The sequence below is a fragment of the Flavobacterium fryxellicola genome (genome assembly GCF_900143245.1).
GTDB classification, from domain to species: domain Bacteria; phylum Bacteroidota; class Bacteroidia; order Flavobacteriales; family Flavobacteriaceae; genus Flavobacterium; species Flavobacterium fryxellicola.
Window position 1 is genome coordinate 58145 of the sequence record NZ_FRDK01000009.1, and the last position, 25212, is coordinate 83356.

Genomic DNA, 25212 nt, shown 5'->3' on the forward strand with positions numbered 1-25212 from the left:
CATCTTGACTTGTATTGACAATTAAAGTAAATTAATTATCAATTAAAGGCTACCAACATGAAAACAAAAATCACCGTTCTGTATTATTTGAGAAAATCAAAAGTCAATGCACAAGCACAAATGCCAATTTATCAACGCATAACTATCAACGGCCAACGCTTTGATTGTAGCTCAGGCCATTATGTAGATGAAGCCAAGTGGTCGTCAGAAGCATCTAAAATGAAAGGCAACAGCGAGGAAGCTCGTATGATAAATGGTCAACTTGACATAATGAGAGCAACCGTTTATGAAACTGAGAAAAAACTTTTCATGAACCAAGTTCAAATTACTTATGAAAGTTTCAAGAATGAATACCAAGGAAAGAAAGAACGCGAGCGAATGCTAATCCCTATTTTCGTGGAGCACAACCGAAAAATAAAAGAACTGGTGGGATTTGAATACGCCCCCGGCACATTAGAACGCTACCAGACTTCCTTAAAACACACGAAAGACTTCCTATTTTGGAAATACAACCTTACCGACATTAATATCGAAAAGATTGATCATGCCTTTATCATGGAATATGAGTTTTATTTAAGAAGCGTTAGAAAATGCAATAACAATACTGCTGTCAAATATGTAAAAAACTTCCATAAAATCATAAACCAATGTTTATCCAATGGATGGCTTAACAAAGACCCCTTTGTGAATTACAAAGCAAAAGTAAAAGAAGTGATTAGGGAATTCCTTTCAGAAGCGGATATTGAAAGTATGATTAATAAGGAATTTGTTTCAGAGCGATTGGACTTAGTTCGCGACATATTCGTTTTTAGTTGTTTTACGGGCTTAGCATACATCGATGTAAAGCAATTAACCAAAACCCATATTAGCCTTGGTATTGATGGCGATAATTGGATTTTTACCACCAGACAAAAAACAGATACCGCTTCCAAAATTCCATTACTGCCGCTCGCACAGCAGATTGTGGACAAATATGAAAAACATCCCGTATGCTTAAATGAAAACCGCCTCTTACCTATTTTGAGTAATCAAAAAATGAATGCCTATTTAAAAGAAATTGCCGATGTCTGTGGAATTAACAAAGACCTTACTTTTCACATCGCCCGACATACTTTTGCCACAACAGTTACTCTTTCTAATGGCGTTCCTATCGAAACGGTGAGTAAAATGCTCGGACATACCAATTTGAAAACTACCCAACATTACGCAAAAATTCTGGATCATAAAATCAGTAATGACATGATGATTTTAAAGGAAAAATTTAAAAATACAAATACCGCATTGTCTAACAAATCAGGCCAAATAAAGGCATAATTTAACATATTGTAAGAAATTATAAAAAATTTAACTTATAAATAAGATTTACCGCAATAAAAAAAGCATAGTTTAGATTAATATTTGACAACTAATTTAGTACCATATGCAGGGATGTTGTGATGATTTTTTTTACGAATTCGAATTAGAAGTTGAACATATTAAAAAAACAAACGCAAACCCTATCACTCAGGCAAAATTGGCTTTAGAGTATATCGAAATAAAACTCAAAGAACTTTTCCTATGGTTAGAAAAATTTATATTCAATTCGAAAGAAGATGAAATTCACTTTTTTAAGGACCTGAAATTTAAGATAACGTCTAAGTATATTTTCTTTAACCGCATCTTGGACATCGAATCCAAGTCTCCATCCAATAGCAAAAAACTTAAAATTAAGCATTACGAAAAAGCGCTAAACAATTGTTTTCAATTTTCAAAACAAGACAAAGAATTTTATAAATACTACCGCTCCGGTAGCATCCACAATGATCATTTATATTTCATAAGAAACTCTGAAAAGCAGACCTCCAATCTGGATATCAGTTTAATAAATTTCGATAAAAAACTATGTACTTCTCATGATGTGAAGGTTGCTAACATTATTGCAAATGATATATTGGCAATATACTTGGAAGAAAAGATTGAAGAGATAAACAGTAGCGCCACTTCTAATCATCATACTGCAAAGTCTAACCTCAACTGGACGGATTCCAAAATTGAAATGGTGGAACTTATTTACGGTTTACACAACCTAAAAATGTTCAATGGTGGAAATACGGATATCAAGGAAATTGCAGGTCAATTTAGCAAAACGTTCAATATTGTTTTAGACGACAGCATATACCGCTGCTTCCAAGACATTAAAAACAGAAAAACGATAAAAACAAAATTCTTGCATTCCTTATCCGAGAACTTCAACAACAAGATCGTAGAAGAAGAACAAAACTAATTCTAGGCCTTCAACTTGGATTTAGTTCCTTACAATCACCCACCTTGGGTTAGCATTTGTTTACAGACCATTTAGGCTAAAAACTTAAAAAAAACCAATTCCCACAAAACGCGTTTTCGAATACCTCCATAAAATCAGCTCAATAAACAAAGGGAAATCTATTAATTTACCCTAAAATAACACCCACCTTGCGATTACCTTGGGTAAAGAAACCAATCAATTGAAAGTAATTTGTCTTGTAACAATTTAAAACAAATTACGATGAACTTACATCCGAAAAAACTATTCCCTGAAGTAGAAAATTTAGAACTACTAAACCACCAACCCATTACAAAAAGAGACTTGCTAAACTTTAGCAACATCATTCTTTCTGAAATTAAAGAAATAGTGGCACTAAAAGAGCAGCCAGCCCAATGGCTAAAATCTTCCGAGGTTAGAAAACTACTCAAGATCTCACCTGGCACACTCCAAAACCTTCGCGTCAACGGAACACTAAATTACAACCGCATTGGAGGCATCCTATACTATAAATACGACGACATAGCCAAAATGCTAAATCAATAAAATTCGAATCATTTTTCACTAATCACCAGAATATGAATTACATAAAACACCTCACTGGCTTTTTCAAAAAAACAGCCTCATTAAAAAACATCAATCCTTCTCACATAAGTCTGTATTTAGCACTCTTTCAATGCTGGAACATCAACCGGTTCAAAAATCCGATCACCATCAATCGAGAAGAAATTATGATTTCGTCCAAAATAAAATCAAAAGCTACATATCATAAATGTATGAAAGAGTTACAAGCATTAGGTTTTATAAAATACACGCCATCATTCAACCCCTATTTGGGTTCCGAAGTAGAAATTTACAACCTAAGCGAAACAGCAAATACAAGTTCAAAAAATGAATGTACCTTCTCAAAAATTGAACAAGTAAATAGTCAGGTAACTGAACAGGTTAATAGTCAGCTCTATATAGAGAATAAAAAAACATCTAAAAACAATATAAACACTATAGAGAGAACACCCGAGTTTGAAAATTTAGATGAAAATTTAATTTTAGGAAATAAAGAAAAAAAGGGAAAAGAAAAAAGTTCCGCCAAAAAAGAAAAAGATAAAGCGGTCAACTCGAACGAAATGGAGAAGCCAACATTAGCATTAGCAAAAGAGTATTTCAAGTTTCAACAATATTCCGAGTTTGAAGCAGAGCGCTTTTTCAATTATTACTCCAGCAACGGATGGCTCATTGGTGGGAAAACAAAAATGAAAGATTGGAAAGCCGCTGCACGAAATTGGATGTTGAACACCAGTAAATTCAATATAAAAACACCACAAAACATCCCAATAACAGAGCAAACGAGAGCGTATAATCTCCATACGGTTACAGACAAAAACTACGGCGAACCACTTTAACCTGATCTTGTTTCAGGTTCTCGAAGCCTCAAAAGACACCTCTCACTTCTCACTTCCTACCTCTACCCTATGACATCAAAATACAATTATCCAGAAATTACTGCTTGGTTAGAAAAGAAAGGAAAAAAAGACTTTGGAGAGAAATTTCAATTCCTAGAGCAGGACAAAACCAACATCACAAAATTGATTTGCTATTTTCTAGATGATGAATTTACTGCAGCTAAGTTTAAAATCGACCTCAGCAAAGGAATTCTCCTTTCTGGCCCAGTGGGCTGCGGTAAAACATCTTTGATGGCTTTAATGCGGTACATACCACAAGTAAACAAAAAGTTTTTTATGAAACCTTGCCGAGATATTAGTTTTGAGTTCATCAAAGATGGCTATGAAGTAATTCAGCGCTACAGCCATGGACACAACACACATGCAGAACATAAAAACTACTGTTTCGATGATTTAGGTGCAAATTCCAGTGATATTGACCACCCAATTCCAATTTAAAGTGAGCACCTGATTCCAATTCAAAATGACCACCCAATTCCGGAGCAAAATGACCACCCCATTTTTCATTAAAAACTACTCTTTTTCATCTGTTAATTAGTATTCAAATATACCTAAATATTACCCTTTGTTTATCCCTCTTTTTTTTCTCATAGATTCTCCATGTAATTCGAGTCGATGAGATTGATGTATCAGCCTATCCAAAATGGCATCAGCTATGGTTTTTTCTCCAATGATGTCATACCAGCCTTGCACTGGGATTTGTGAGGTTACAATAATAGAACCGTTATTATGCCTGTCTTCAATGATCTCTAAAAGGGTAATTCGGTTACTGCTATCCAAAGCTTGGAGTCCAAAATCGTCTAATATAATAACATCTTGCCGTTCAATTTTGGCCAATTCTCTCAGGTAAGAACCATCTGCTTTGGCCATTTTTAATTTAGCAAACAGCTTCGAAGTATTAAAATAACTTACTTTAAAACCTTGGATACAGGCTTGATAACCTAATGCGGTGCCTAAATAACTTTTGCCTACACCAGTGCTTCCCGTGATTAAAATGTTTTCATTTTTTTCGACAAATTCGCATTCTGCCAGTCGTAGTATGGTGTTTCGATCCAGATTACGGGTTTGGTCAAAATTGATACTTTCAATATTTGATTTGTAATGGAATCGGGCATTGGTGATACTGCGGGCAATACGCCGATTGTGCCTTTCATCCCATTCAGCATCAATAAGCATCGATACAAACTGATCGAGTGTGTAATGGTCGGTTTTTCCGCTTTCAATGGCAGTTTTAAAAGCATTATGCATGCCGTAAAGCTTCATTTGTTTCATTTTTGTTGCTGTAGATTCATTCATGATTACTGTGTTTTAATTTAATTATAATAGTGTTTTCCTCTGATATTACCGTGAATAGGGAGTTCTTGCTCGGGTTCTTGTTCAAAGCCAATATGATCTAAGTTGTTTTCTAAAATATTTTGAATGGTCTTAAAATTGTAAATTTTAAAATCAAGTGCCCGTTTACAGGCATTTATTAATCGTTCTTTCCCTACCTTTTTTTCGAAGTTTAATATTCCTAAGCAACTTTTATAGGCCTGTTCAGGATGGTTTCTACTTTCGATTATTTGCATAATATATTCTGCTACTGACTCGTCAATATTACTGGCCCAATCAATGAAGCGGGCAGCACTCCACTGGGCTACAAACTGATGCGTGCTAGCCATATGTTCCGGGATTGTGGTATAGATATACGGTTTGTAATTCCTTGGATGGATGGCTATTCGATTGTATTTATGATAGATCTCTACCGTTGATTTGGTATACAATAGTTTCGCTTTTTTCTTGACGTATTGATAGGGAACACTGTAGTAATTTTTGTCCTGACTTAATTGAACATGTCCGTTTTGCATCACTGTTGCAAAGGATTGGTATTTGATTTCAAAGCGTTCTTGTGGTAATGGACTTAGTTTTTGTTGCTCATCTTCTAAAAATAATTCTATACGAGAGTACGGGCGTCCTGTGAGTTTTCGACTGTTATGAGCATCTAATAAATCCCATATTTGCTGGTTTAATTCTTCCAGAGAAAAGGATTTAGTTTCTTTTAGATTTACATAAATCCTTCGATACAATATCTTGACAGCTCCTTCGACCAATGACTTATCTCTTGGTTTATAAGCCCTGGCAGGCAAGATTGTAGTCTGGTAATGCTCGGCTAAATCAGCCAAGGTTTCATTAATTGTGGGTTCAAAACGACTGCTTTTTATCACTGCAGATTTTAAATTATCCGGAACAATTGCCGCAGGAGTGCCTTCAAAGAAACGCATAGCATTTTCTACCGATGTAACAAAATCTTCCTTTTGTTGGCTCATAGAAGCTTCTGCATAGGTATATTGACTGGCTCCCAATATGGCTACAAAAAACTGTACTTCTTTGATTTCTCCCGTGTCTTTATCAATAATGGAGAGTGTTTTTCCAGCATAATCCACATACATTTTATCACCCGATTTGTGGTTAATGTGCATCACTGGATTGACTCGTTTGCTCCATGTTTTGTAGTGATGTCCAAATTGCGAGCTCCTGTAACCATTAGGATTTAGGGCAATATATTGCTCCCACATGTGCTGTATGGTAACGCCAACTTTTTTTAGTTCGCGTTCCATTTTAGGAAAAAAATCATAAAGAATCAGCAGTTTGGGACTGATTGATTCCACGGTAGTGTGTGAGAACAAAAGTTCTAACTCAGCATCTGTTTTTTCATTAATTACTTCAAAACTTAATCCTAGCACTTCAAATAAAGAAATATACTTCTTTACTGTATTCCTGGAAAGAGATAAGTACTTACTTATGAATAACTTACTTTTCCCGTTACAGTAGAATTTAATTGCTTTTCTAATTTTACTCATGTCTGTTATTTTGTTTGCCATAATCCGTGTTTTTTTAAACGAATGTATGGTGCTAACAACATGAAAAAGTCAGTAGTTTTTAATGTCCAATTTTACCTCAAATTCAGGTGGTCAATTTGAACTGGAAAGTGGTGGTCAGTTTGCTCCGAAACTGGTGGTCAATTTGCACTGGAATTGGGTGGTCAATTTGACCGGTTTTTCCAATCAGCACAAAATCAAAGCCTAGATTTAATTAGTAAAAATGACGCTACAAATGATGAACCACCATTTCCCCTAAACCAAATTTTATATGGACCTCCGGGAACTGGTAAGACCTATAATACCGTTTTGGAAGCTGCCAAAATTGTTACTGGCAAAGTGAATATAAGTTATAGTGATGCACTAAAAGTTTTTAATGACAACTTAAACAATCAAATAGAATTTATCACCTTTCATCAAAACTACAGTTACGAAGATTTTATTCAAGGGATTCGCCCCGATACTGAAAACGGGAAAGAACTCAGTTTTGAGAAGAAAGACGGTGTTTTTAAAAAAATAGCCGATAGAGCATTAAAAAACACAACTGATAGTGAAAAGCCGGAAACTGCCAAAAAGGATTTTGATGCCGTTTTTCAAAACTTTATACTGCCACTTATTGAAGAGGACGAAATTGAAGTAAAAATGAAGAAAACGTCGTTTTACATCACTCAAATTTCTGAGAAATCAATCGAGTTCCGTAAAAATCAGGGGGATTCCCAACATACTCTGAGCATCAATACGTTACTAAAAATGTATAATGACGGAATTAATGAAATTATACTTGGAGGACTGCAACCATATTATAATCCTATTCTGCAAGTATTATTAGAAAAAGGAAAAAGTCAGTTCACTCCAGTTGAAAAGAAAAACTTTGTTATCATCATTGACGAAATCAATCGTGCCAATATTTCAAGAGTCTTTGGGGAATTAATAACACTAATTGAAGAAGACAAACGCTACGGAGGCAAAATTCCAATGCGCGTTACCTTGCCTTCTGGTGATCCTTTTATTGTGCCGTCTAACTTGTACATCATTGGTACGATGAACACAGCCGATAAATCTATTGCTTTATTGGATATTGCATTAAGAAGACGTTTTGAGTTTGTGCCAAAATATCCAGATCCGACAGTTGAAGGAGTTTATGACAGTGTGGTATTATCATTATTGAATAAAGCGATTCAATCAAGAAAAGGCTATGATTTTACTATCGGACACGCCTATTTCATGGGAGATGATTACAAATTAGAAAATACAGTCAATAAGAAAGTTATTCCGTTACTATTAGAGTATTTTATGAATAATGAGGAGGAAGTAATTAAAATTTTCAAAGAAGCAAATATCAATATTGGCGGCTGGCCTTTAAAAATGATTGTGTAAATGATTAATCTCTTTGAATATCAAAATAAGGCAAACTTTTCTGAGGAGCATTTCGAAAATCTCGAAGTGTTCCTGGATGATATTTGGAATAAAAGAGAAAAATCAAGCTATTACAATGAGGATGAAAACCGTGAAGAAGTGCAACACTTCTTGCAATTTCTACATAAATCAAATCAATTAAAATCTAATAAATACGTTGGTGTCATTCATTTTGAAGATCAAACCATAAACCTATTACCTAAGATTTTTCATGTAGCCTCAAAAGAAGCATCAGATCATGATGTAAGGGCAATTTATGCCCATGTCTTATGGTGGTTGAGTTATTGCAGGAAATTAAAATTCCCTAATTATCAAACTGGTTTAAACAACGAACAAGCTGACTTTTGTGAAATTCTGATTTATCTTTTCAGTAAATACACTAAAGAGCTTTTGAGTTCTTCCATTTATCAAAAATATGTTGAGGTCGAAAACGAACTTTCATTTGTTAAAGGCAGAATCGACTTTGACAGTTACATTACAAACAATCTTTCCAGAGGAAGAAACCACAAAGTAAGTTGCGTTTATGATTCTTTTGAAATGGACAATAATTTCAATCAATGTATCAAACAGGTTACAAAACTGCTGCTTTCAGCTACAAAGGACAATCAAAACAAACGTAATTTATACGATATACTATTCCTATTAGATGAAGTTAGTGATGCAGTTATATCAGCTGATGAATGCAGGAAAATATTGTTCAATCCGATGTTTTCAAGTTTTGAAACCGTGAGGGACTATTGTGTGTTGTTTTTGGAAAATAGCGTTTCCTTTAATTATAAAAATTCCTTAAAACTCTTCGCTTTTCTGCTTCCGATGGAATACGTTTTCGAAGATTTTCTTTTTGGATTTATAGATAGAGAAATAGAGGGTGTTAATCCAAAAGGACAGGCAACCGGGAAATATTTAGACGAATCTAAAACATTTGGCCTAAAACCGGATTTAATACTTGATTTAGGACACAAAAAGATAATTGCAGACACCAAATACAAAATGGTTTATGCAGATACAAATGACAATAAAAAAGGAATTTCACAACCGGATTTATATCAGATGCTGGCCTATGCCATCCGTTTTAATATAACAGATATCAAATTGTTTTACCCTAAAACTATTCTCTCAAATGGTGATACAAATCACAACTCAATTCAAATTAAGGATACTCTTGCAGAAAATACTTCAATAATTATAGAAGCTTACAAATTGAGTATTCTCGATAAGAATATTACTTCGGAATCCCTTAATAATTGTAAAAGGCTATTTGACAATTTTGAAGACCTTAGATCAAAATTAAAGGAAGAGCTAGAAGAAATTTTAGCTTTAAAATATAACTAAAAGTGGGTATAGTAAATCCGTTTAAAATATCGTTGATTTACCATTGGGATTAAAAAAAAACTAAGGAATTGAAAAAACAATAATCTCGAAGTTAACATTACTATAATGACACTTAATAAGTATGGAAACTAAGTGAGGACAAGAATTATGGATCGTTTAATGACATAGTTTGGCGGTGTTGCGCGATAGGTTTGTAGAAAAAAGTAAAAAGTAAAAAAATGAGCAAAGAAGAATTATTTGAAAAATTAAACGATTGCTATGATTATGGCGACAAACAAGGGATAGTAGTTAACATTGAAAAATATCAAAAAAACGTTTCAGAGGAAGAGGCTAGTCGAGACTTGGCAGAATATATATTTTTAAAATTTACTACTAATAAGGCAGATGCAATGGCGGGTTTAATGCGAATGATGATAAAAGACAATCCTAATCTTGCTTTGTTAAAATTTCCAGAAAATTATTTTTACAGATTGGCTGTCATAAAAGGTTCTATGGATTTATATGATTGCTATATTGAAGAAGCAATTATTCCATTTTTAAAAGATAAAGATGAGGATGCTGTCAACGATTGTTATATGGAATTGACTTGTGTTGCAGAAAAACTGAATGATCATTTCTTCCCTAATTATGTTCCCTGCATCAAAGGGATGGATTTTAACGGCGCATTTGCAACATACGAAAAAGACACAGAGATATCGCTAATTCGCAGTGAGGATTACGAGATCATAAATGATGTAGTTGAAAAATACAATACAATTATAGGTCGAAGGGACATTATCAAAGATTTGTATGAAAGAAATTAATTAATATATACAACTTCAACAGTACTGAACTATAAGTATGAATTGATAGATTGTACAACTTGTAAAAACTCCAATTTGGTGAGTTTGAAAGAAAAAAACATTAAATAAAAAAACACAGTAAACTTTGGAGCAACAAAAAACATTTGGAGAGATCATTAAACCTAATTGGTTTACAATTCCTGATTATCAAAGAGCTTATTCCTGGGGTGAAAAGCAACTTATTCCTTTTATTAACGACATTTTAGAATACTATGATAAAACTGATGATGTTGAATCTGAGAATAAAAATTATTATCTTGGTCACTATATTTTAGAAGGGAAAGCCCAGTCTAATGAATATGAAATAATAGATGGGCAACAACGCATCAGTACTGTTTATTTGTTTTTGCTAGTATGCAAACATTTCAAGAAAGATTGTAATTATTATAAGCAGATTAATTTAACACCTGTTTCCTATGACAAAGATGGATTAAATGTTATAATAAATACTTTAGAAGCAAGCGGTGAAAATATAAAAATAAAAATAACGGAATTATTAAATGATACGAGAACAAAGACTATGTCTTTCGTAAGAATGTTAGAAGCTGTCAAATTATTTATTGATTCTTTTACAGGAGAGAAAAAATTTCCACAATTGGAAGTTGATAAAATTGACAAATATGTTGATGTAATAGACAAAGCGCATTGTTCTGTTGCTAGCTATAATGATAAAGCGGTTGCTTCTCAGATTTTTGAATTACATAATACGCGTGGGGTAGCACTCTCTGAGACAGAAAAAGTGAAAGCTCTTTTAATGAAGAATGTTTACATCAATTCACAAAATCCTAATGTAGAAATTCAAAAAATTCAAAATGCTTTTGCACATATCTTTGAAATGGAGGAAAAAGCTAGCGAAATTTGGTTACGTGGTGATTTATCACTAGACAACATTTTGAGGTATCATTTACAAGCTGTGGAAGACGGGTATAAAAATGAAGATTTTAGTTTACCACAAGGAGTGGCAGGAGATAATGGTTGTTTTGAATATGTTAAAAAAGCATTACTAAACAAAAATGATAAGAATAAAATTGTTGATTACGCGATAAATATAGCTGAGCAATTTGAGAAATCCATGGATATCCTTGTAAATAAAATACCAAAAGCTGATGAAGAAAACCCTCTAATTGGAGATGTTTTGCTATTAGATAAAAACCGTAGTATTATATTCTTACTTCGAGCTTTCAGGTCTGGAAATCCAATTGAAAATAAACTAATCGAGCGTTGGGAAAATTTTCTAATTTGTTATGAAATAATATATTGGAATGGTTATTATTATAATGCAAAAGCATACCGTAGTACATTTCAAAGTATTTATAAATCAATTGAAAACGGTGCAAATTTGAACAAATGCAATGATTTGTTATCTAGCTTTTATAAAGGAGAAAAAAACTTTTCATACCATTGGGAACATCTAGGAAATAACACAAATAATTTATTTGAAGTAGAGAAAAAGAAATGGATTAAAAATGCATATGGTTGGAACAAAACTGCCTATTTTTTATACAAATATGAAATAGAACATGGTGCAAATTACAAAGTTATAAGAAAGAACATTTATAAAAATGATTCAATTTCAATAGACCATATTGTTGCTAGAAGTATTGAATGGAAAGATTTAGGAATTGAAAATTATTTTGAAAATAAAGACCAAGCGGATCTAATATGGAAAGAAATCACAAATGTCATAAATGGTATCGGAAATCTCTCTTTATCTACATCAAGTGCTAATTCGTCCGATTCAAATGGATTACCAAGTAAACATTTAAATTCTTTCAAAAAATTTGGATTAATCAAAACCGTAGAACAAGTAGGGTTTTGGAATAGACCCGAAGAATTTGCTTCTAAAATATCAGAAAGAAGTGAATCAATTCGAGCTTTTATTAATAATAAAATCATAAACAATAAAGAAATTTGGAATTAGATATCTATCGCCCTGTTGGAGCGAGCGTCTCGCTCGTGTATCCAATCAATCAAAAAAGGCTACTTAGTTAACACAAAACTTCTGAATTACTATATAATTCATCATCTAGCCTGCTCCCTGTTCTCCGAAGTCTCCTGACTTCGGATTTCTTGATTTACTAAATATAATCACTTTACGTTAATGTCAAATTTATATAAAGGCAGAAATAAGCAACATACATTTTTATAATGAACCAAGCCAGCTTCAGAATCAGGAAATCCAAATTGTTGAATGAGCTAAAAAAGATCACCAAAACATTAGGCCCCGCCACTAAATGGACCATATACACTACCATAGAACTGACCATTACGGACGGCTTGCTAACGTTAGTGATTCCCGGAGTGAGATTAGAGTTAAAGTGTGAAACTAGCGGCACGGCAAAAGCTTCTTTAGGCTTGTATTATTTCAGGGAAATCATCAAAAACTGGAAAGACCTGCAGCTGCAATGTTTTATCCATGATGACGAATTTAAAATTGGCGTGACCTCCATTAAAGCAAAAACAACTTTTTTTGAAAACGACAGTATTTTAAGAAGTATCAACTTACCCATAAATTATTCCGAATTGCATTTACTGCAGCTGGTATTTTAGCCCCCGATAAGTTCGGAGTGTTATTTTAAATTTCAAACTTATATATTTGAAACATGAAATACAAGAAATGGACTTTAGATCAGAAGCTAGAAATCTTAGCTAGTTCAGAAGAAATTGGTATTGTTGAGGCTTGCCGCAAATATGGTGTTAGTACAGGCACTTTATATAACTGGAAAAAGAAGCATGATCACAAAGGAGAAGCTGGCTTAAAAGTTACTTATGACACTAAGTCTAAAGAACATAAAGAGGTCGTGGAAGAGAATCGTATTCTACGTAAGCTGTTAAGCGACAGAGAAATTGAGTTGGAAATACAAAAGGAGCTTTTAAAAAAAAAGTTTGGGACATCCGATCCAAGAAAGATTTAGTAAATGATACTTACGAGAAACATAAGTGTAGCAAAGCTAAAATCATAAAGATGGTAGGTATAGTGGCTAGTAGTTATTACAAGGAACCTAGTCTTGGCAAAAAAGGAAATGCTCCTACACTAACAACTTTTCATCAAACCAAAGGTTTTGTCGAACAGCCAGTGGTGGCAAATTCCATTAAGAAAATATTAAAAAACGAATTTATAGATTGTGGTTATCGTCTAATGACCAGCTACTTAAAAAGAGATGGATATACTTTAAATCATAAAAAACTATATCGAATCATGAAAGAAGAAGGTTTACTAAAGCTAGAAAACAGAATTAATAGAAGTGGTTCTGGTCGTAAGTTTGTGAAATTTAGAAAGGTTTATACCTCTAGACCAATGCAATGTTTAGAGATGGATATTAAGATGGTATGGGTGCCAAGTGTTGGTAAAAATGCTTATTTACTATCTATAATTGATGTTCACACACGAAGAATTTTAAAAGATTATTTTTCTTTTACTATAAAACAAAACCACGTTATAGACTTACTTTCGCAACTCTTTGAAGAATATCAATATCCTGAAAATGTCGTGATTAGAAGTGATAACGGCAGTCAATTTATAGCTAAAAGCGTGCGTGAATATCTAGGTTTAATAGGTGTACAACAGGAATTTACACATGTCGCGACACCCGAAGAAAACGCTCATATAGAGGCATATCATGGTATTTTAAAGAAAGAAGTGTTTGCTAGATTCGATTATCGCACTTTTGGAGAAATCCAGCAAATATTAAAGCGTTTTGTAAACTTTTATAATAATATAAGGCTTCATGGACTCTTAGGAAGAATAACTCCTATGGAAAAATGGAACTCTGATAAACACTTAATAATGATGAAAAAATTAACAGCGTAATTAAAAATCGAAATTTAGAATAATACTCTTGTTTTATAGGGGTCAAAACAGCTGGAGCATAAAGGATTTACCGAAGAAGAAATCGATTTCAACAAATTGGAATTTGAACTGTACTATGTGAAAAAACATTTGAAATCAAACATAAAGAAAACCATCGACATTCTTGGTCTTTATGGCATTAATACTAACGAAATTGAAGAACTGATTCAAGGAAGAATAAAATTAAATCGTCACGTTTTGTCTGACTATCAAGCTACTTTAGCAACACTATAAAAAATAAATCATGGCCAAAGTAGGTTTTTACAAAAGGTATTTATACATCATCGATCGATTAACAATAGTACCCAGTAGTTTTCGGGATTTACATAAACATGTGTTGGCAAAACTCAAAAATGATGATTTAGGGAATAATTTTGATTACTCTTCACGTACTTTTGACAGAGACAAAAAAGACATTTTTGACTTGTTTGGTATCCTTATTCAATACAATCGCAAAGCCAAAGTATATAGTATTGATCAAGAGATTGTAGATCCTTCAGTATCACGAATGATTGAAGCCCTTTCTATTCATCAGGTACTAAAAGAAGGAAATAAATTATCAACGAGTATTTATCTAGAAAAAAGGAAAGTTGCCGGAACCCATTTAATAAACGGAATACTTTATGCAATACAAAACCGCTTCATGATTTCATTCACCCATATGAAGTTTTGGGACATGGAAATCAGTCAACGCAGGGTAAAACCAATAGCCATAAAGGAATCGGAACGCCGCTGGTACCTTATTGCACAAGATGTGAAAGATGGAAGCGTAAAAAACTTTGGTTTTGACAGAATCACTGATTTGAAAATGAGATTCAGACTGTGTCAAGATCTGTTCAAGGAATTAAAAAAGGAGAAAGCAAACCAATTTTTGCTACTGCAGGAGGAAATGGAACATATCGTTTAGGCTATCCGGAAACTAGTAGAGATTTATGTATATATTTTTCTCGACAAGATGAACTTGGGTGGGGTATAATTGAAGTTAGAGATTTGTTTTTAGAAGTTAATAATCGGTCAAATATAACCTCAAAGTCAATTAATTCATTACAAATGAAACTATTAAAATCACATCTAAAAATAATGAATGGGTTCTAGAAAATGAAAAAAATTTAAAGATATAAATTAAAAATGCCCTTCGCTAGTACGAGTATATCGCTCGTGCCCTTTATAAATCAAAAAGGACTGCTTTGTAAACGCAAAACAGCGGCATTCCTGATTAATCATAATCTAGTCTGCCTAAATTCAACAACAAGGTAAAAAAAATAAAAACTAAATTCCCGTAAAACAATTACTTAATAATTTACTTTTTCACAATATTTTTATCGACACTTCAAAATTATTCAGAAACATCAAATCCCGAAGCTAGAATTGCAATCGAAATGGACTTGCCAAGGTTCTCATCTTCACTAACTGCCATGGTTATACTAGCATTATATCCCGCTTCTGCTTGAAGGTACTCATTGATTTCTCCAATTTCATCAATTGTAATATCAATCGCATCACTTGTGACAAGCAACAAAATGTTTTTGGCATTTGCTATTTTGTTTTCCCTTAAATATGGAGATCTTAAAGCGGAGTTAACTGCCTTTTTAGCCCTGTCTTTACCAGATGCTACGGAGAATCCAACGAATATGGAGTTATTATTACATAAAACGGTTTTAATGTCTTTTTTGTCAAATTGCACAGCTAATACGATTGCCATAATTCCTTTCATAACGGTTGCGAAAGCCATATTTATTTGTGGCAAATCGCTTTCAGAATCAGGAATAGTTTTGGGTTCCTTTGACTTATTATTGTCGATCACCACTAACGCGTCAAACTGTCTGCATAATTTTTCAATGTCTAACAGATTTTCCTTTTCTTCAGTAAATAACGGGATCGAAACAAGGCCTACCGAAAGAACCCCTCTTTCCTTTGCCAATTGGGCTATAACAGATGCAATTAAAGCTTTCGTTGTTTCTGCTGTTTCAATAAGTATCAACACCACTTCAGTATCACTACCCACTATCGCATCATAAAGAGCATTAACCCTTAAATCTAAAGGCTGCGCCATATCCACGGCAACTTGATCTTTTAATCTGATTTTGTTTGGAACCGTACTACTATCGATAATCTCTTCGTCTGAGTCGCATACGATAAAATCAACTCCGCCAGTTCGATGATTATATAGGTAATTTACAATATTACAACCCTCACTACCCAGACCTATTATTTTGATTCTCTTATTATAACCATCGCGTAAATTCATTGTCGACAGTTTACGAACTAAAGTATCTAAATCTCGGACAACTTTTATAGTAAAATCAAGAGTTATCTCTTTTTTATGGAGCTGTGCTTCGGTAATCAGAAGATTAAAACATAATTCGACTTCTCTTATATTCGATTTTACGTTTTGGGCAATACAAGCTATGATTTTTTCCGACAGCACAACAGTGCTGCGGGAAGTTAATTGTTCCAATACCGCCAATCTGGTTGTATAATCCGGACGGTCTAATGCTACAATCAAACCTCTTTTGAAACGGGACAATAATTGCGGATTAATGCCCTGTAACTCGTTTAGCTCTCGGTCAGATGTTATGATGATTTGCTTTTCTTTCTGGCAAAAAGAATCAAGACTGCCAAGAATTATCTCCTGAACATCCGTTTATCCCGACAGCAATTGAATGTCCTCCAGAATTAAAACATCAACTAACTCAAACCAAGTGATAAAATTATCCTCGCAGTTGTTTTCGACTGAATTCTTATATTGCTGACAGAAATAATCAGTAGTAATACACAAGACGTTTTTCTCTGGAAATCGCTTTTTTGTTTCATTGCCAATGGCGTGTGCCAGATGAGTTTTTCCTAAACCGCTTTCACCGTAAATAAACAACGGATTAAATAATTTTTCTCCCTGTTTACAAGAAACAAAAAATCCTGCCGAACGTGCACTTTGATTGGAATCGCCTATGATAAAATCATCAAAGTTGTATTTTTCATTGAGTTGTGAATCTATTTGTAAATCGCCAGTATTAAATACCTCCTTTTCCTTTCTGGATTTTGCCATCATGCTTTTTTGTTGTGGTTATCATCAAAACCATATTGTTAAGCAAACTTAGCTGAGCATAATGCCAGAGTGCGGCGGAGTAATTTTTTTTAATAAAAAAACTACACTCGGGAGTGAGTGTCGTTTTGATAATTAATTCTTAATTAAGTTATTATGGACTCTAGATCTTCAATTAACTGTTTGATTTTATGAATGATTCCATTTATATTTTATTTACATATTTTAAATACAATTTTGCACAAGCCCTGGCATCACTCAAAGCATCATGATGATTGAGCGCAATCTTATTTTCATTACACAAGTTAGCTAAGTTTGTCTTATATATCTTATAATTACAAAATTTATTATAGCTTGGAGTTGGTAAATTATAATGCTGAAGCGTTTTTTTCAAAACTGGGAAATCAAAGCCAAATCCATTGTGTGCTATTAGATTCTGATTATCTATAAATGGAACTATCTTGTGCCAAATGTGGTCGAAGGTTGGTGCGGTTTTAGTATCTATGGCTGCAATCCCGTGAATGTCGGTAAAACGATTCCAGTAATAATTATCGGGTGGTTGAACTAAAATGTTAATTTCATTAATTATGATTCCGTTTTTCACTTGTACAAGTCCAATTTGACAAATGCTATTTCTATAACCAGTTGCAGTCTCAAAATCTATGGCTGTAAAGTTTTTCATTTATATAAACTTTCCATTTGCGCAATTCTTTCTTTTATGGTTGCAATTAAACTATTAGGGGACAAAACTTTTACGTCGCTTCCATATTTCAAGAGTTCCATAACAATGTCATTAGTGGTGTGAATGTAAATTTCCAGTATGACAATGTCCCCGGTTTCTTCTACAATACGCTGGGATTCGTGCAACGGAAAGGTTTTTATGTAGTTGCCCTGTTTATTGGAAAACTGCAAAACCACTTTTTCGGAAGTAGCATACGTTTCTACCCCAAAGGCGTGTTGAAACTCCTTTTCGACATTATAAGGAATGGGTTTGAACTTGGTATCGATAATTTTTAGATTGGAGATCCGGTCCAATCCAAAGGTTTTTATTGTATCGTCCTTTTTATCCATACCGACCAAATACCATCTTTGTTGCGATTCTTTTAAGGCAATGGGTTTAACCGCGCGTTGGGTACTAAAATCATCCCAATGTTTCTGATGTGTGAATTTTAAAAAATGAAGATTTTGTATCGCATGAATAATTCCATGAATATGCTCAGTCCCTAACGATTTTCTCTTTTCTAAGAACACACTTGGTGAAAGTTTATTACCTTCTTGCAAGGCCTGATGAATTGAGAAGGCATCAATCATTCGTACTACTGACTGATCTTCTATTACATCTTCATCAATAAAGTAGGTTTTATCTTTTCGGTTGTACTGAATGACAATTCCAAAAAGCGTTTCAATGTCTTTCTTGTCTCGTTCAAAAGTACGTATTGCATATTCAAAAGCAGTGTCAATATCATCCTGTTCCAATTTACGCATCACGTATTCATGTAATTCGATAAAACTACAAGGGTTGCCTCTCAAGCGTTCAATAACGTACAAATACCTTTTAAAATAGATTAATTTAGACATAGTTTTAAATTTTATTTTCAAAGATAAATTATTCGTCTGCCAATATATGACGGAGTAAACCACTCTAATCAAAACCGTGAATTTGTTACTCTCAACTAAAATAATCTGCCGCTATTAAATTACGTATTCATCCTAATTTTGAATTTAGACAACAGGTTTTGAAATATGGGAGTTTGGTAAAAGTTGTAGAGCCGAGTTGGTTGGCGGCGGAAATTCGGGAGGAGTTGAGGAAAGCGTTTGAGAATTATTAATCACGCCAACTCCACATAGAAGATTAGAATTAATTAAAAATAAAAGAACAATTATTAAACAGTAGTAAGCAAAAGTTTACTACTGTTTTTTTGATTTTTTACTTACACACTTTTAGGAATAATGTTGTAGTGCTCATTAATTGAAATTTCAATTTTATCTAATAAGTTCTCTTTGCTAATTCCCTTATTTATAAAAATTGAAATTAGTAGTCCTAAAGGCCCTAAAAGGGCACTAAATAAAGTTATTATTCCTATAGACCCTAGTACTCCACCCATAGATAACAATGGCGGCAGCAGTAAAAAAGAACTCTTATCTTCATTATCCATTTTAAATCTTTTCTGTGAAATATCTCCCATCACAAACAAAAAGTGATTTGAATAAAACAGATTAGCTTCTTGCAATAATTTCTCTATTCTTGTAGCAGTTTCTTTATCATAACTCTGTACTAATTTATGGGTTTTTTCAAGAATGGATTTAACCGTACTATCTTTAATATTTCCTAACAAATTTGAAGATTCTTTGTTTGCATCTATTATTATTTCCACCTTTGGCATCATTATAGATACACCTTCATTAGCTCTTTGTTTGACAAATTGATTTTTAATTAAAATAAACCTATTTTTAAAAGATTTTGACCCATTATCAATTATCGCCTTAATTAGATTATCATTCCCGTATCGTTCTGAAACTTTTTTATTAAAGCCTAGACCAAATTGTTTTTTAACACTGCAAATTTCAATTATTTGATCCGTCATAAACTCGCGCTTAACAGCTTCGTAGAAGCTATTATCTTTATCTAAATCTGCTTTAGTAATAACTATAATTGGATTAAGATGTTCCGCTTTAATTTGAGCAAATATTTTTTTTTCAAAATCCTCTATCCTTTTACCCTCAGCTGACAAACAAAATACAACTGTATGAATCCATTCTTTTATATTTAACGATTTTTTATCTTTAAGGAAATCGTTAAAATCTTTCAACCAAATATCTGTTTTTCCAGGTTCCATTCCCCAAGAATCATAAATATTTACTTTTTTTCCAGCAATTGAATCACTAAAAATATGAAAACCTTGTTTTGTTACCGGTTTTCCACTTCCTGTCACGGCTAATTCTTTGTTAAATAAATAATTTAAAAGAGAACTTTTACCTACACCAGATTTTCCGATTATAGCTAAATTATATCCTTCCATTATTTATTGTTTTTTTTCTTAAACTCTTCATTAAATTGATTTTTAAACATTTCTGAAAAATTAGATATGTCAGATTGAACTCGCTTCATATCCCCATTCAAATAATCTATAGTAATTTTCCTCATCAAAACATTCATTGCTGTTCCCATAGCAAAAGTTATTGTGCCTGCTACCGCCGCATTTATTGCCCCTCCTATTGCAGTACCGATAACTGGAATAAACTTTAAAAGTGACCCTACTGCCGATTTGCCTAAATTGCTTATAACTAAACCTGCACCCGTAGTTGACATAAAACTTCCCATATTAATCTCTGCCAAATTATATAATCTTATAATCCTAGTAAGCATTCCTATCTGGCTTGCTATTAAAATTGGAGCATCAGAAAATGGTATTGGGCTAAACCCTACTACAACATTACCCATAGTGTGCTGATTAATAATCGATTTAGCTTGATCAAATTTAGCTTCACAATTTAATATTTGAGATGCAGTGAATGCATATTTTAATGCATCTGGCAATTTACTTATTGACCAATTCACTAAATTTAGCGGACTTAACATTTCATCATCTTCAGTAGAACATACAAAAAAGGGAGGTATTTCATTATTACTAAAGGCGCTATCAAAATCCATATGCGGATATAATCTTTTCACCATATTATTCATGCTGTCCTGATTCGCTATGTCTGATTTGGTAAACACAACAGCAGCAGGTAAGCCAAAACTTTCTAGCTTGTTGAATAAATTCACATCATAGTCTGTTACTCTTTCTGAGCTCGCCGAAATCAAATGCCATATCAGGTGTATTTGATTTTTTTCATCACCTTTTTTTCTTTTCTCAATTTCAGCTATTATTTTTTCTTCAAAAATTGTATTTTTGTCACTACCTAACTCGAACCCTTCAGTATCTAATAAAACAACATCTTTGTGAGTATATGTATTGATACCTCTAGTTTCTGGTTTTACATTACTGACTTTCGAAACTTCTTTACCAAATATTTTATTGATTAAAGAACTTTTTCCTACTCCCGTTCCGCCTATAATTAAAATATTTGGCTTATCAATTTCTTTTTCTAATTTAGCATATTCTTTACTAAATTTTTCGTTTAATTCTTTTTCTGAAAACATAATTTGGAATTTAATTAAAGTTCTTGTGTTTTTTGATTACCCTTTTTAAGCTCTTAAATTAGGATTAATTTATTGTTATTCTGTAAAACTATCTATCTATTCTGCCATTTAATGTCAGTTATAAAACATATTATTTCTTTAAATCCTGATTGCTAAAATCTCCCTAACTATCCTCTCAATCCCGTCATCTGCTTTTTTCAAATTAGATAAAGTCAATTTTAAATCAATACCATTCGTAGTTACATTGACAGGGTTAGACAACCAGTCTTCCATTTTTCGTCTGCCTTTCGATTGATTGATGCATCTTAGCGTAACAGCAACATTTTCGGGGCAGTTAACCACCAAAGCTATTTGCTCGTCCGTTAATACTGATTTGTATTGGGTATACACGGCCTCAGAAGATCTAACGTGTTCATAATCGTAAGAATCGCCGCCTCGAAGTGTTTTACCCGTGTAAATATCAATATAAAGTGCAATTCCATCGCCGCCTCTTATCAGAGCTGCTTGTTGCATGGAGGCTTTGGTTCTAGTGAAAATCTTATCGATTTCTGTACGTCTGTAAGGTCGCTGCGAATCTATCATTGAGAATGAAGGTTGTTTCTTCAAAAATATCACAATAAAAACATAGAGCTTTACGGCTTTCCTCATTCTAATTAAAATAAGTACAATAAAAATTAATCATTCTACTTAAGCCATTCAGCTACAGAAATATAGAGCACTTTTAAAAACGTAAAATTTAATGAATCCTACGAGTAGTGAGTAATTATAAAAATTGAAATTAAGAATGAATAGTATTTAAAACAACATTTTCATTCCAAACATCACGGGCAATCAAGCGGTCTCCCTACGGTCGTTTCCTTTGTTCCGTTCGGCAGTTCCAGTCGGTCAACCATATAGTTGAATAACATCTTTTAAGGTACTATGAGTATACTTTTTCCATAAGCAACAGTATTAGTTTCCCTCCGTTCCACAGACACTACACAGCACTAAAAAAATAGCAGTCCCGCTAAAAGTAAAGGCGGGACAGCTATTTTTTTTGCGCCGTTCCGTTCCTCATCTCCACACGGTCACTTCCTGCGTTCGGTCGGGCTACCATAACCGCAATACCGCTTCATTTCGTTACGCCGCCACACTTTTACTTTTACTTACCTCCAATTTGCTTCTATAGCAGTTTTGTTTTGTCACCCTGAGCGCAGTCGTAGGGCGCTCCACTACATTCCAGCCATATTCCAGTTATAGCCCTCCGTTGTTTCAGCGGTTGCTCCTTCGCACAGCTATCGGGGTTGGCTCCGTTCCGTGAAAAACGGCACTTTGCCCTAAATCAAAGTTTCCCGCCAAAAAAAGGCGGGAGTCTTTTATTTTTTCCCCGCCGTTTCACGCTCATACCCGCTTCATTTCGCTACGTTCCTCCACTTAACTCTCGCGTCTAGGGTGGCTGTTCGATTGCCGCAACCCCGCTACTGCGCTCCTCGATAATAATAATTTCCGCTATCGCTACTATCATTATTCTCTGCGGTGCTTGGGGGTGTTGGATTGCTGTTTTCAGTAATACAATCCGCAGAGTAGAGTCCTAACGTAAACGAATAGTACTACCAAGAAAAAAATAAAAAAAAAAGTAAAGGTAAGCTCCGGTTTCAAAAAGTCAAGTTCAAGCCCTACGGGTTTTTGAAAAAATCTCCACCCTTAGATTTTTAATTCCCATTTTGTTATAGCGATGAGGTTTTATTTTACCAGCAGTCTGGGGTAGTATTTTTTCAAAAAAACTGGTCTTCTTTTGAAACCTCCACTTCTCAGACGACTTTCTTTTTTTTCTTTTTCTTTTAAAAATATTTAAGTGCCGAGCGCAGCAAGGTACCTAATCTAAATTCCGAAAGTATGCCAAATTTTATCGTCAAAACCTATCAAAAGGACACCATTTACAGGGGAAACCAAATCTTTATTCTGAACAAAGGAATCAACAGCGGCAAGCCCCAAAAAGAGCCGTTTGCAAATAGTTATGTGGTTATTTTTGCATCCGAAGAAGATGCCGAAATGATGTACTGGCTGGCTTACAGCCTTTGGCAAATGAGATTTTGGCACCAGCACCTAATAGGTTCTGTTATTCCTTTTATTCGAATTAAATGCTTCCAATCCGAATTTGACCACAAAGTAACTAAAATGCTAACCGATTTCGAGCAGCACAAAAAAGACATACATGCCATTAAAGAATTGGAGCAGCAAAAACAACATTTGAAGAGAAATATCACACTGATAAATGAACTAAAAAAATGTATTTTATCTAGGTACTGCCACGAAACAAAAAAAGCCTAATCTCGCGATTAGGCTTTCTTATAAAATTCAGTAAAGGTTACCACACAAAAACTGAATCTCTATTTTTTATTTTTGGTCAACCGCTTTAAAAGAAGTGAAACCAGAAAACTAACTATCGCTCCAACAATGGCTAAGATAATAGTTTTTAGAATATCTTTAGAAAGGATATTGGGTGCAATACTCAACAAAGTTCCTAAAATGGTGCCTGATTTTAAAGTAAGATTAGTCTCCATCGCTTCTAGATTTTGGAATTATTTCTTGTTCTGCCTTCAACAGGGCTGCTTCTTCAACTGTAACCTGACTGACAGCAGAAATCACCCCTCCAGCAACAGCTATATATCCTGCAATACTTACCACAGCAACAGGCAAAACAACCGGCGCCGCAATCACACTTCCGCTTATGGCCAACAAAGCCAATCCAATGGCTCTCAAAATCCTAAAAAATTTAGGAGTGGGCGATTTTGCTCTTTCAACTAATTTCATAGTACTATTTTTTTTAGACCTGCTTAAAGCAGGCAGGTTGAATACTTATTTTAACGACTTCATTGCGTTCCAAAGCAGCATAAACCACTGCTTTCAGCTTTTTCAATGCGATCCGGGAAGAATTGCCCTTCCCTATTCCCGTATGTTTGGTAACAGGAGCAATACAGCCTAATAATTCTTTTTTGGCATCATTGGCGGGATGGATTAAGATCAAATCTCTTCCCGGAACATGTATCACATGCAAGTGCCATCCGAATTTTGCACTGTATCGCTTTTTCAAAACAAAGTCTCCCTCGGGAATACAAGAGATCCGCCTTTGATTTCCCAACCAAGGCAATTCGATGGTATAACAAACTAGTGTGCCGTTCCATTCTAGCATCCCTTGCGTTCCTTCAGGAAAATAGATTCTGGTTAATACCAAAATCATCTTACAATCCGCTTACGCTAACCAAAGCTAACGGGTTGTAGGACCCATTTTTCAATGGATACATCTGTCCGTTTACTTCTTGATAAAATTCAAGACCCAAAGCCAAAAACAAAGGTTTTGTACTGTTAGCAGTGACGGGATTTACATGACTAATCGCCTCTGTTAGTGCCACATCCCATGGAAGAATTGCTGTTTCTGAATTTGTAGAAACAAATGTCTCATTCTCAAAATCGATTTCAGCACCAGCAGAAATGATTTTAAAATGTGTCGTTCCTGATGGAGCTGCAATCAAATTGGCAGGAATAAACGGAGCTAAATCAAGGCTGATATCTCCAGAAACTCGGTCAATAGTCCCAACATAGGGAGCAAACAAACTGGTGCCCAGTTTTCCTCTGATATTGAATTCAAACCCAGCAAGCAATTCGGCTTCACCGTCAATCACATTTCTCAATCCACGTACACTGACGGTATCGGCTTGGATCACTTTTACCATAAGCTGCGTTAATCGACTTACCATTCTGCCATCAGCAGAATTCAATAGCAAGGCTCTCAAAGCCGTTCTCAAAATCTTTCCGGCTTTACCGGCTCTTCCAAATTCGGAACCATTCTCGCGCGTTCTCTGAAACGCAGGATCACTCTTGATTCTGCTAGCATCGATACCGCCTTTTTCGCGCGCTAAATGCCCATCTTGGGTTTTGTAAAAAGTAATATCTCCAATAGTACCTTTCAACTTAATTATGCCTTTCTGTCTTGCCATAATTCC

At 34.2% G+C, this 25212-nt stretch carries 28 protein-coding genes and 1 pseudogene; 16 read left to right on the plus strand and 13 right to left on the minus strand.

The window, feature by feature from the left end:
- Positions 1-57 precede the first annotated feature (57 nt).
- The 5 genes from BUA03_RS12720 (at position 58) to BUA03_RS12740 (ending at position 4179) form a co-directional block, all read left to right on the plus strand.
- Positions 58-1314, plus strand: coding sequence for a site-specific integrase (locus tag BUA03_RS12720; protein WP_066082796.1), 1257 nt, complete (start codon positions 58-60; stop codon positions 1312-1314).
- Positions 1315-1420: 106 nt separating this feature from the next.
- Complete coding sequence (locus BUA03_RS12725; protein ID WP_066082793.1) at positions 1421-2263, plus strand: RteC domain-containing protein; 843 nt, start codon at positions 1421-1423, stop codon at positions 2261-2263.
- Positions 2264-2524: 261 nt separating this feature from the next.
- Positions 2525-2827 carry a helix-turn-helix domain-containing protein gene (locus tag BUA03_RS12730; protein ID WP_066082791.1) on the plus strand — a complete coding sequence of 101 codons (303 nt, stop codon included), beginning with the start codon at positions 2525-2527 and terminating at the stop codon, positions 2825-2827.
- Between the two features lie 32 nt (positions 2828-2859).
- Positions 2860-3681 carry a hypothetical protein gene (locus BUA03_RS12735; protein WP_066082789.1) on the plus strand — a complete coding sequence of 274 codons (822 nt, stop codon included), beginning with the start codon at positions 2860-2862 and terminating at the stop codon, positions 3679-3681.
- Between the two features lie 69 nt (positions 3682-3750).
- A complete protein-coding gene (locus BUA03_RS12740) occupies positions 3751-4179 on the plus strand; it encodes an ATP-binding protein (protein ID WP_245792651.1) in 429 nt (142 codons plus the stop codon).
- A 120-nt stretch (positions 4180-4299) separates the two neighbouring features.
- Here BUA03_RS12740 and istB read toward each other — a convergent pair whose 3' ends face one another.
- On the minus strand, positions 4300-5037 hold the full coding sequence (istB, locus tag BUA03_RS12745; RefSeq protein ID WP_066082786.1) for an IS21-like element helper ATPase IstB: 738 nt from the start codon (positions 5035-5037) through the stop codon (positions 4300-4302).
- 17 nt (positions 5038-5054) lie between these two features.
- Positions 5055-6602 (minus strand): IS21 family transposase, encoded by a 1548-nt coding sequence (istA, locus tag BUA03_RS12750; protein ID WP_066082785.1) that lies wholly within the window; start codon positions 6600-6602, stop codon positions 5055-5057.
- A gap of 153 nt (positions 6603-6755) precedes the next feature.
- Here istA and BUA03_RS16800 point away from each other — a divergent pair, with 153 nt between their 5' ends.
- The 9 genes from BUA03_RS16800 to BUA03_RS12790 all read left to right on the plus strand — a co-directional run bounded on the left by BUA03_RS16800 (position 6756) and on the right by BUA03_RS12790 (position 14946).
- A complete protein-coding gene (locus BUA03_RS16800; RefSeq protein WP_066082783.1) occupies positions 6756-7976 on the plus strand; it encodes an McrB family protein in 1221 nt (406 codons plus the stop codon).
- Positions 7977-9347, plus strand: coding sequence for an McrC family protein (locus tag BUA03_RS12760; RefSeq protein ID WP_066082782.1), 1371 nt, complete (start codon positions 7977-7979; stop codon positions 9345-9347). It begins immediately after the preceding gene.
- A gap of 218 nt (positions 9348-9565) precedes the next feature.
- Positions 9566-10150 (plus strand): hypothetical protein, encoded by a 585-nt coding sequence (locus BUA03_RS12765; RefSeq protein WP_066082780.1) that lies wholly within the window; start codon positions 9566-9568, stop codon positions 10148-10150.
- Between the two features lie 124 nt (positions 10151-10274).
- Positions 10275-12110: a DUF262 domain-containing protein gene (locus BUA03_RS12770; protein WP_066082779.1), complete on the plus strand. Its 1836-nt coding sequence runs from the start codon at positions 10275-10277 to the stop codon at positions 12108-12110.
- 227 nt (positions 12111-12337) lie between these two features.
- Positions 12338-12739, plus strand: a complete 402-nt coding sequence (locus BUA03_RS12775; RefSeq protein ID WP_066082778.1) for a hypothetical protein — start codon at positions 12338-12340, stop codon at positions 12737-12739.
- 53 nt (positions 12740-12792) lie between these two features.
- Positions 12793-13104 (plus strand): transposase, encoded by a 312-nt coding sequence (locus BUA03_RS12780; protein ID WP_066082776.1) that lies wholly within the window; start codon positions 12793-12795, stop codon positions 13102-13104.
- Complete coding sequence (locus tag BUA03_RS12785; protein WP_262489222.1) at positions 13083-14000, plus strand: IS3 family transposase; 918 nt, start codon at positions 13083-13085, stop codon at positions 13998-14000. Before BUA03_RS12780 ends, BUA03_RS12785 begins: the two co-directional genes overlap by 22 nt.
- Positions 14001-14117: 117 nt before the next feature.
- On the plus strand, positions 14118-14273 hold the full coding sequence (locus BUA03_RS16715; protein WP_157492214.1) for a hypothetical protein: 156 nt from the start codon (positions 14118-14120) through the stop codon (positions 14271-14273).
- A 10-nt stretch (positions 14274-14283) separates the two neighbouring features.
- The gene (locus BUA03_RS12790) at positions 14284-14946 is read left to right on the plus strand and encodes a helix-turn-helix transcriptional regulator (protein ID WP_066082774.1); all 663 of its coding nucleotides are present in this window, start codon (positions 14284-14286) and stop codon (positions 14944-14946) included.
- Positions 14947-15375: 429 nt separating this feature from the next.
- Here the strand turns inward: BUA03_RS12790 and BUA03_RS17140 are convergent, their stop codons facing one another.
- From BUA03_RS17140 to BUA03_RS12810, 4 genes and pseudogenes are all read right to left on the minus strand, one after another.
- On the minus strand, positions 15376-16287 hold the full coding sequence (locus BUA03_RS17140) for a hypothetical protein (protein WP_317041108.1): 912 nt from the start codon (positions 16285-16287) through the stop codon (positions 15376-15378).
- 261 nt (positions 16288-16548) lie between these two features.
- Positions 16549-17088 (minus strand): annotated as a pseudogene (locus BUA03_RS16985) (DnaA ATPase domain-containing protein); the annotation flags it as partial.
- A 199-nt stretch (positions 17089-17287) separates the two neighbouring features.
- The gene (locus tag BUA03_RS12805; RefSeq protein WP_066082770.1) at positions 17288-17764 is read right to left on the minus strand and encodes an exonuclease domain-containing protein; all 477 of its coding nucleotides are present in this window, start codon (positions 17762-17764) and stop codon (positions 17288-17290) included.
- Positions 17761-18660 carry a helix-turn-helix transcriptional regulator gene (locus BUA03_RS12810; RefSeq protein WP_066082769.1) on the minus strand — a complete coding sequence of 300 codons (900 nt, stop codon included), beginning with the start codon at positions 18658-18660 and terminating at the stop codon, positions 17761-17763. Before BUA03_RS12810 ends, BUA03_RS12805 begins: the two co-directional genes overlap by 4 nt.
- A gap of 125 nt (positions 18661-18785) precedes the next feature.
- Here BUA03_RS12810 and BUA03_RS12815 point away from each other — a divergent pair, with 125 nt between their 5' ends.
- Positions 18786-18911, plus strand: a complete 126-nt coding sequence (locus tag BUA03_RS12815) for a WYL domain-containing protein (RefSeq protein ID WP_262489223.1) — start codon at positions 18786-18788, stop codon at positions 18909-18911.
- 102 nt (positions 18912-19013) lie between these two features.
- Here the strand turns inward: BUA03_RS12815 and BUA03_RS12820 are convergent, their stop codons facing one another.
- From BUA03_RS12820 to BUA03_RS12830, 3 genes are all read right to left on the minus strand, one after another.
- Entirely contained in the window at positions 19014-20102 is a 1089-nt protein-coding gene (locus BUA03_RS12820) for a GTPase domain-containing protein (RefSeq protein WP_066082767.1), read from the minus strand.
- Positions 20102-21229 (minus strand): GTPase, encoded by a 1128-nt coding sequence (locus BUA03_RS12825; RefSeq protein WP_066082766.1) that lies wholly within the window; start codon positions 21227-21229, stop codon positions 20102-20104. Before BUA03_RS12825 ends, BUA03_RS12820 begins: the two co-directional genes overlap by 1 nt.
- Positions 21230-21367: 138 nt before the next feature.
- A complete protein-coding gene (locus tag BUA03_RS12830) occupies positions 21368-21811 on the minus strand; it encodes a hypothetical protein (protein ID WP_066082764.1) in 444 nt (147 codons plus the stop codon).
- A 1293-nt stretch (positions 21812-23104) separates the two neighbouring features.
- Between BUA03_RS12830 and BUA03_RS12835 the strand changes: the two genes are divergently transcribed.
- Positions 23105-23539: a DUF6943 family protein gene (locus BUA03_RS12835; RefSeq protein ID WP_066082763.1), complete on the plus strand. Its 435-nt coding sequence runs from the start codon at positions 23105-23107 to the stop codon at positions 23537-23539.
- A gap of 59 nt (positions 23540-23598) precedes the next feature.
- On the opposite strand, the gene BUA03_RS16720 is transcribed toward BUA03_RS12835, so the two are convergent.
- The 4 genes from BUA03_RS16720 to BUA03_RS12850 are packed head-to-tail and all read right to left on the minus strand — an operon-like array spanning position 23599 to position 25206.
- Positions 23599-23772, minus strand: a complete 174-nt coding sequence (locus tag BUA03_RS16720) for a hypothetical protein (protein ID WP_169807450.1) — start codon at positions 23770-23772, stop codon at positions 23599-23601.
- Positions 23762-24022 carry a hypothetical protein gene (locus BUA03_RS12840; protein ID WP_066082761.1) on the minus strand — a complete coding sequence of 87 codons (261 nt, stop codon included), beginning with the start codon at positions 24020-24022 and terminating at the stop codon, positions 23762-23764. Before BUA03_RS12840 ends, BUA03_RS16720 begins: the two co-directional genes overlap by 11 nt.
- Before the next feature lie 13 nt (positions 24023-24035).
- The gene (locus BUA03_RS12845; RefSeq protein WP_066082759.1) at positions 24036-24449 is read right to left on the minus strand and encodes a DUF5675 family protein; all 414 of its coding nucleotides are present in this window, start codon (positions 24447-24449) and stop codon (positions 24036-24038) included.
- A 1-nt stretch (position 24450) separates the two neighbouring features.
- On the minus strand, positions 24451-25206 hold the full coding sequence (locus BUA03_RS12850) for a hypothetical protein (RefSeq protein WP_066082757.1): 756 nt from the start codon (positions 25204-25206) through the stop codon (positions 24451-24453).
- Between the last annotated feature and the right edge of the window lie 6 nt (positions 25207-25212).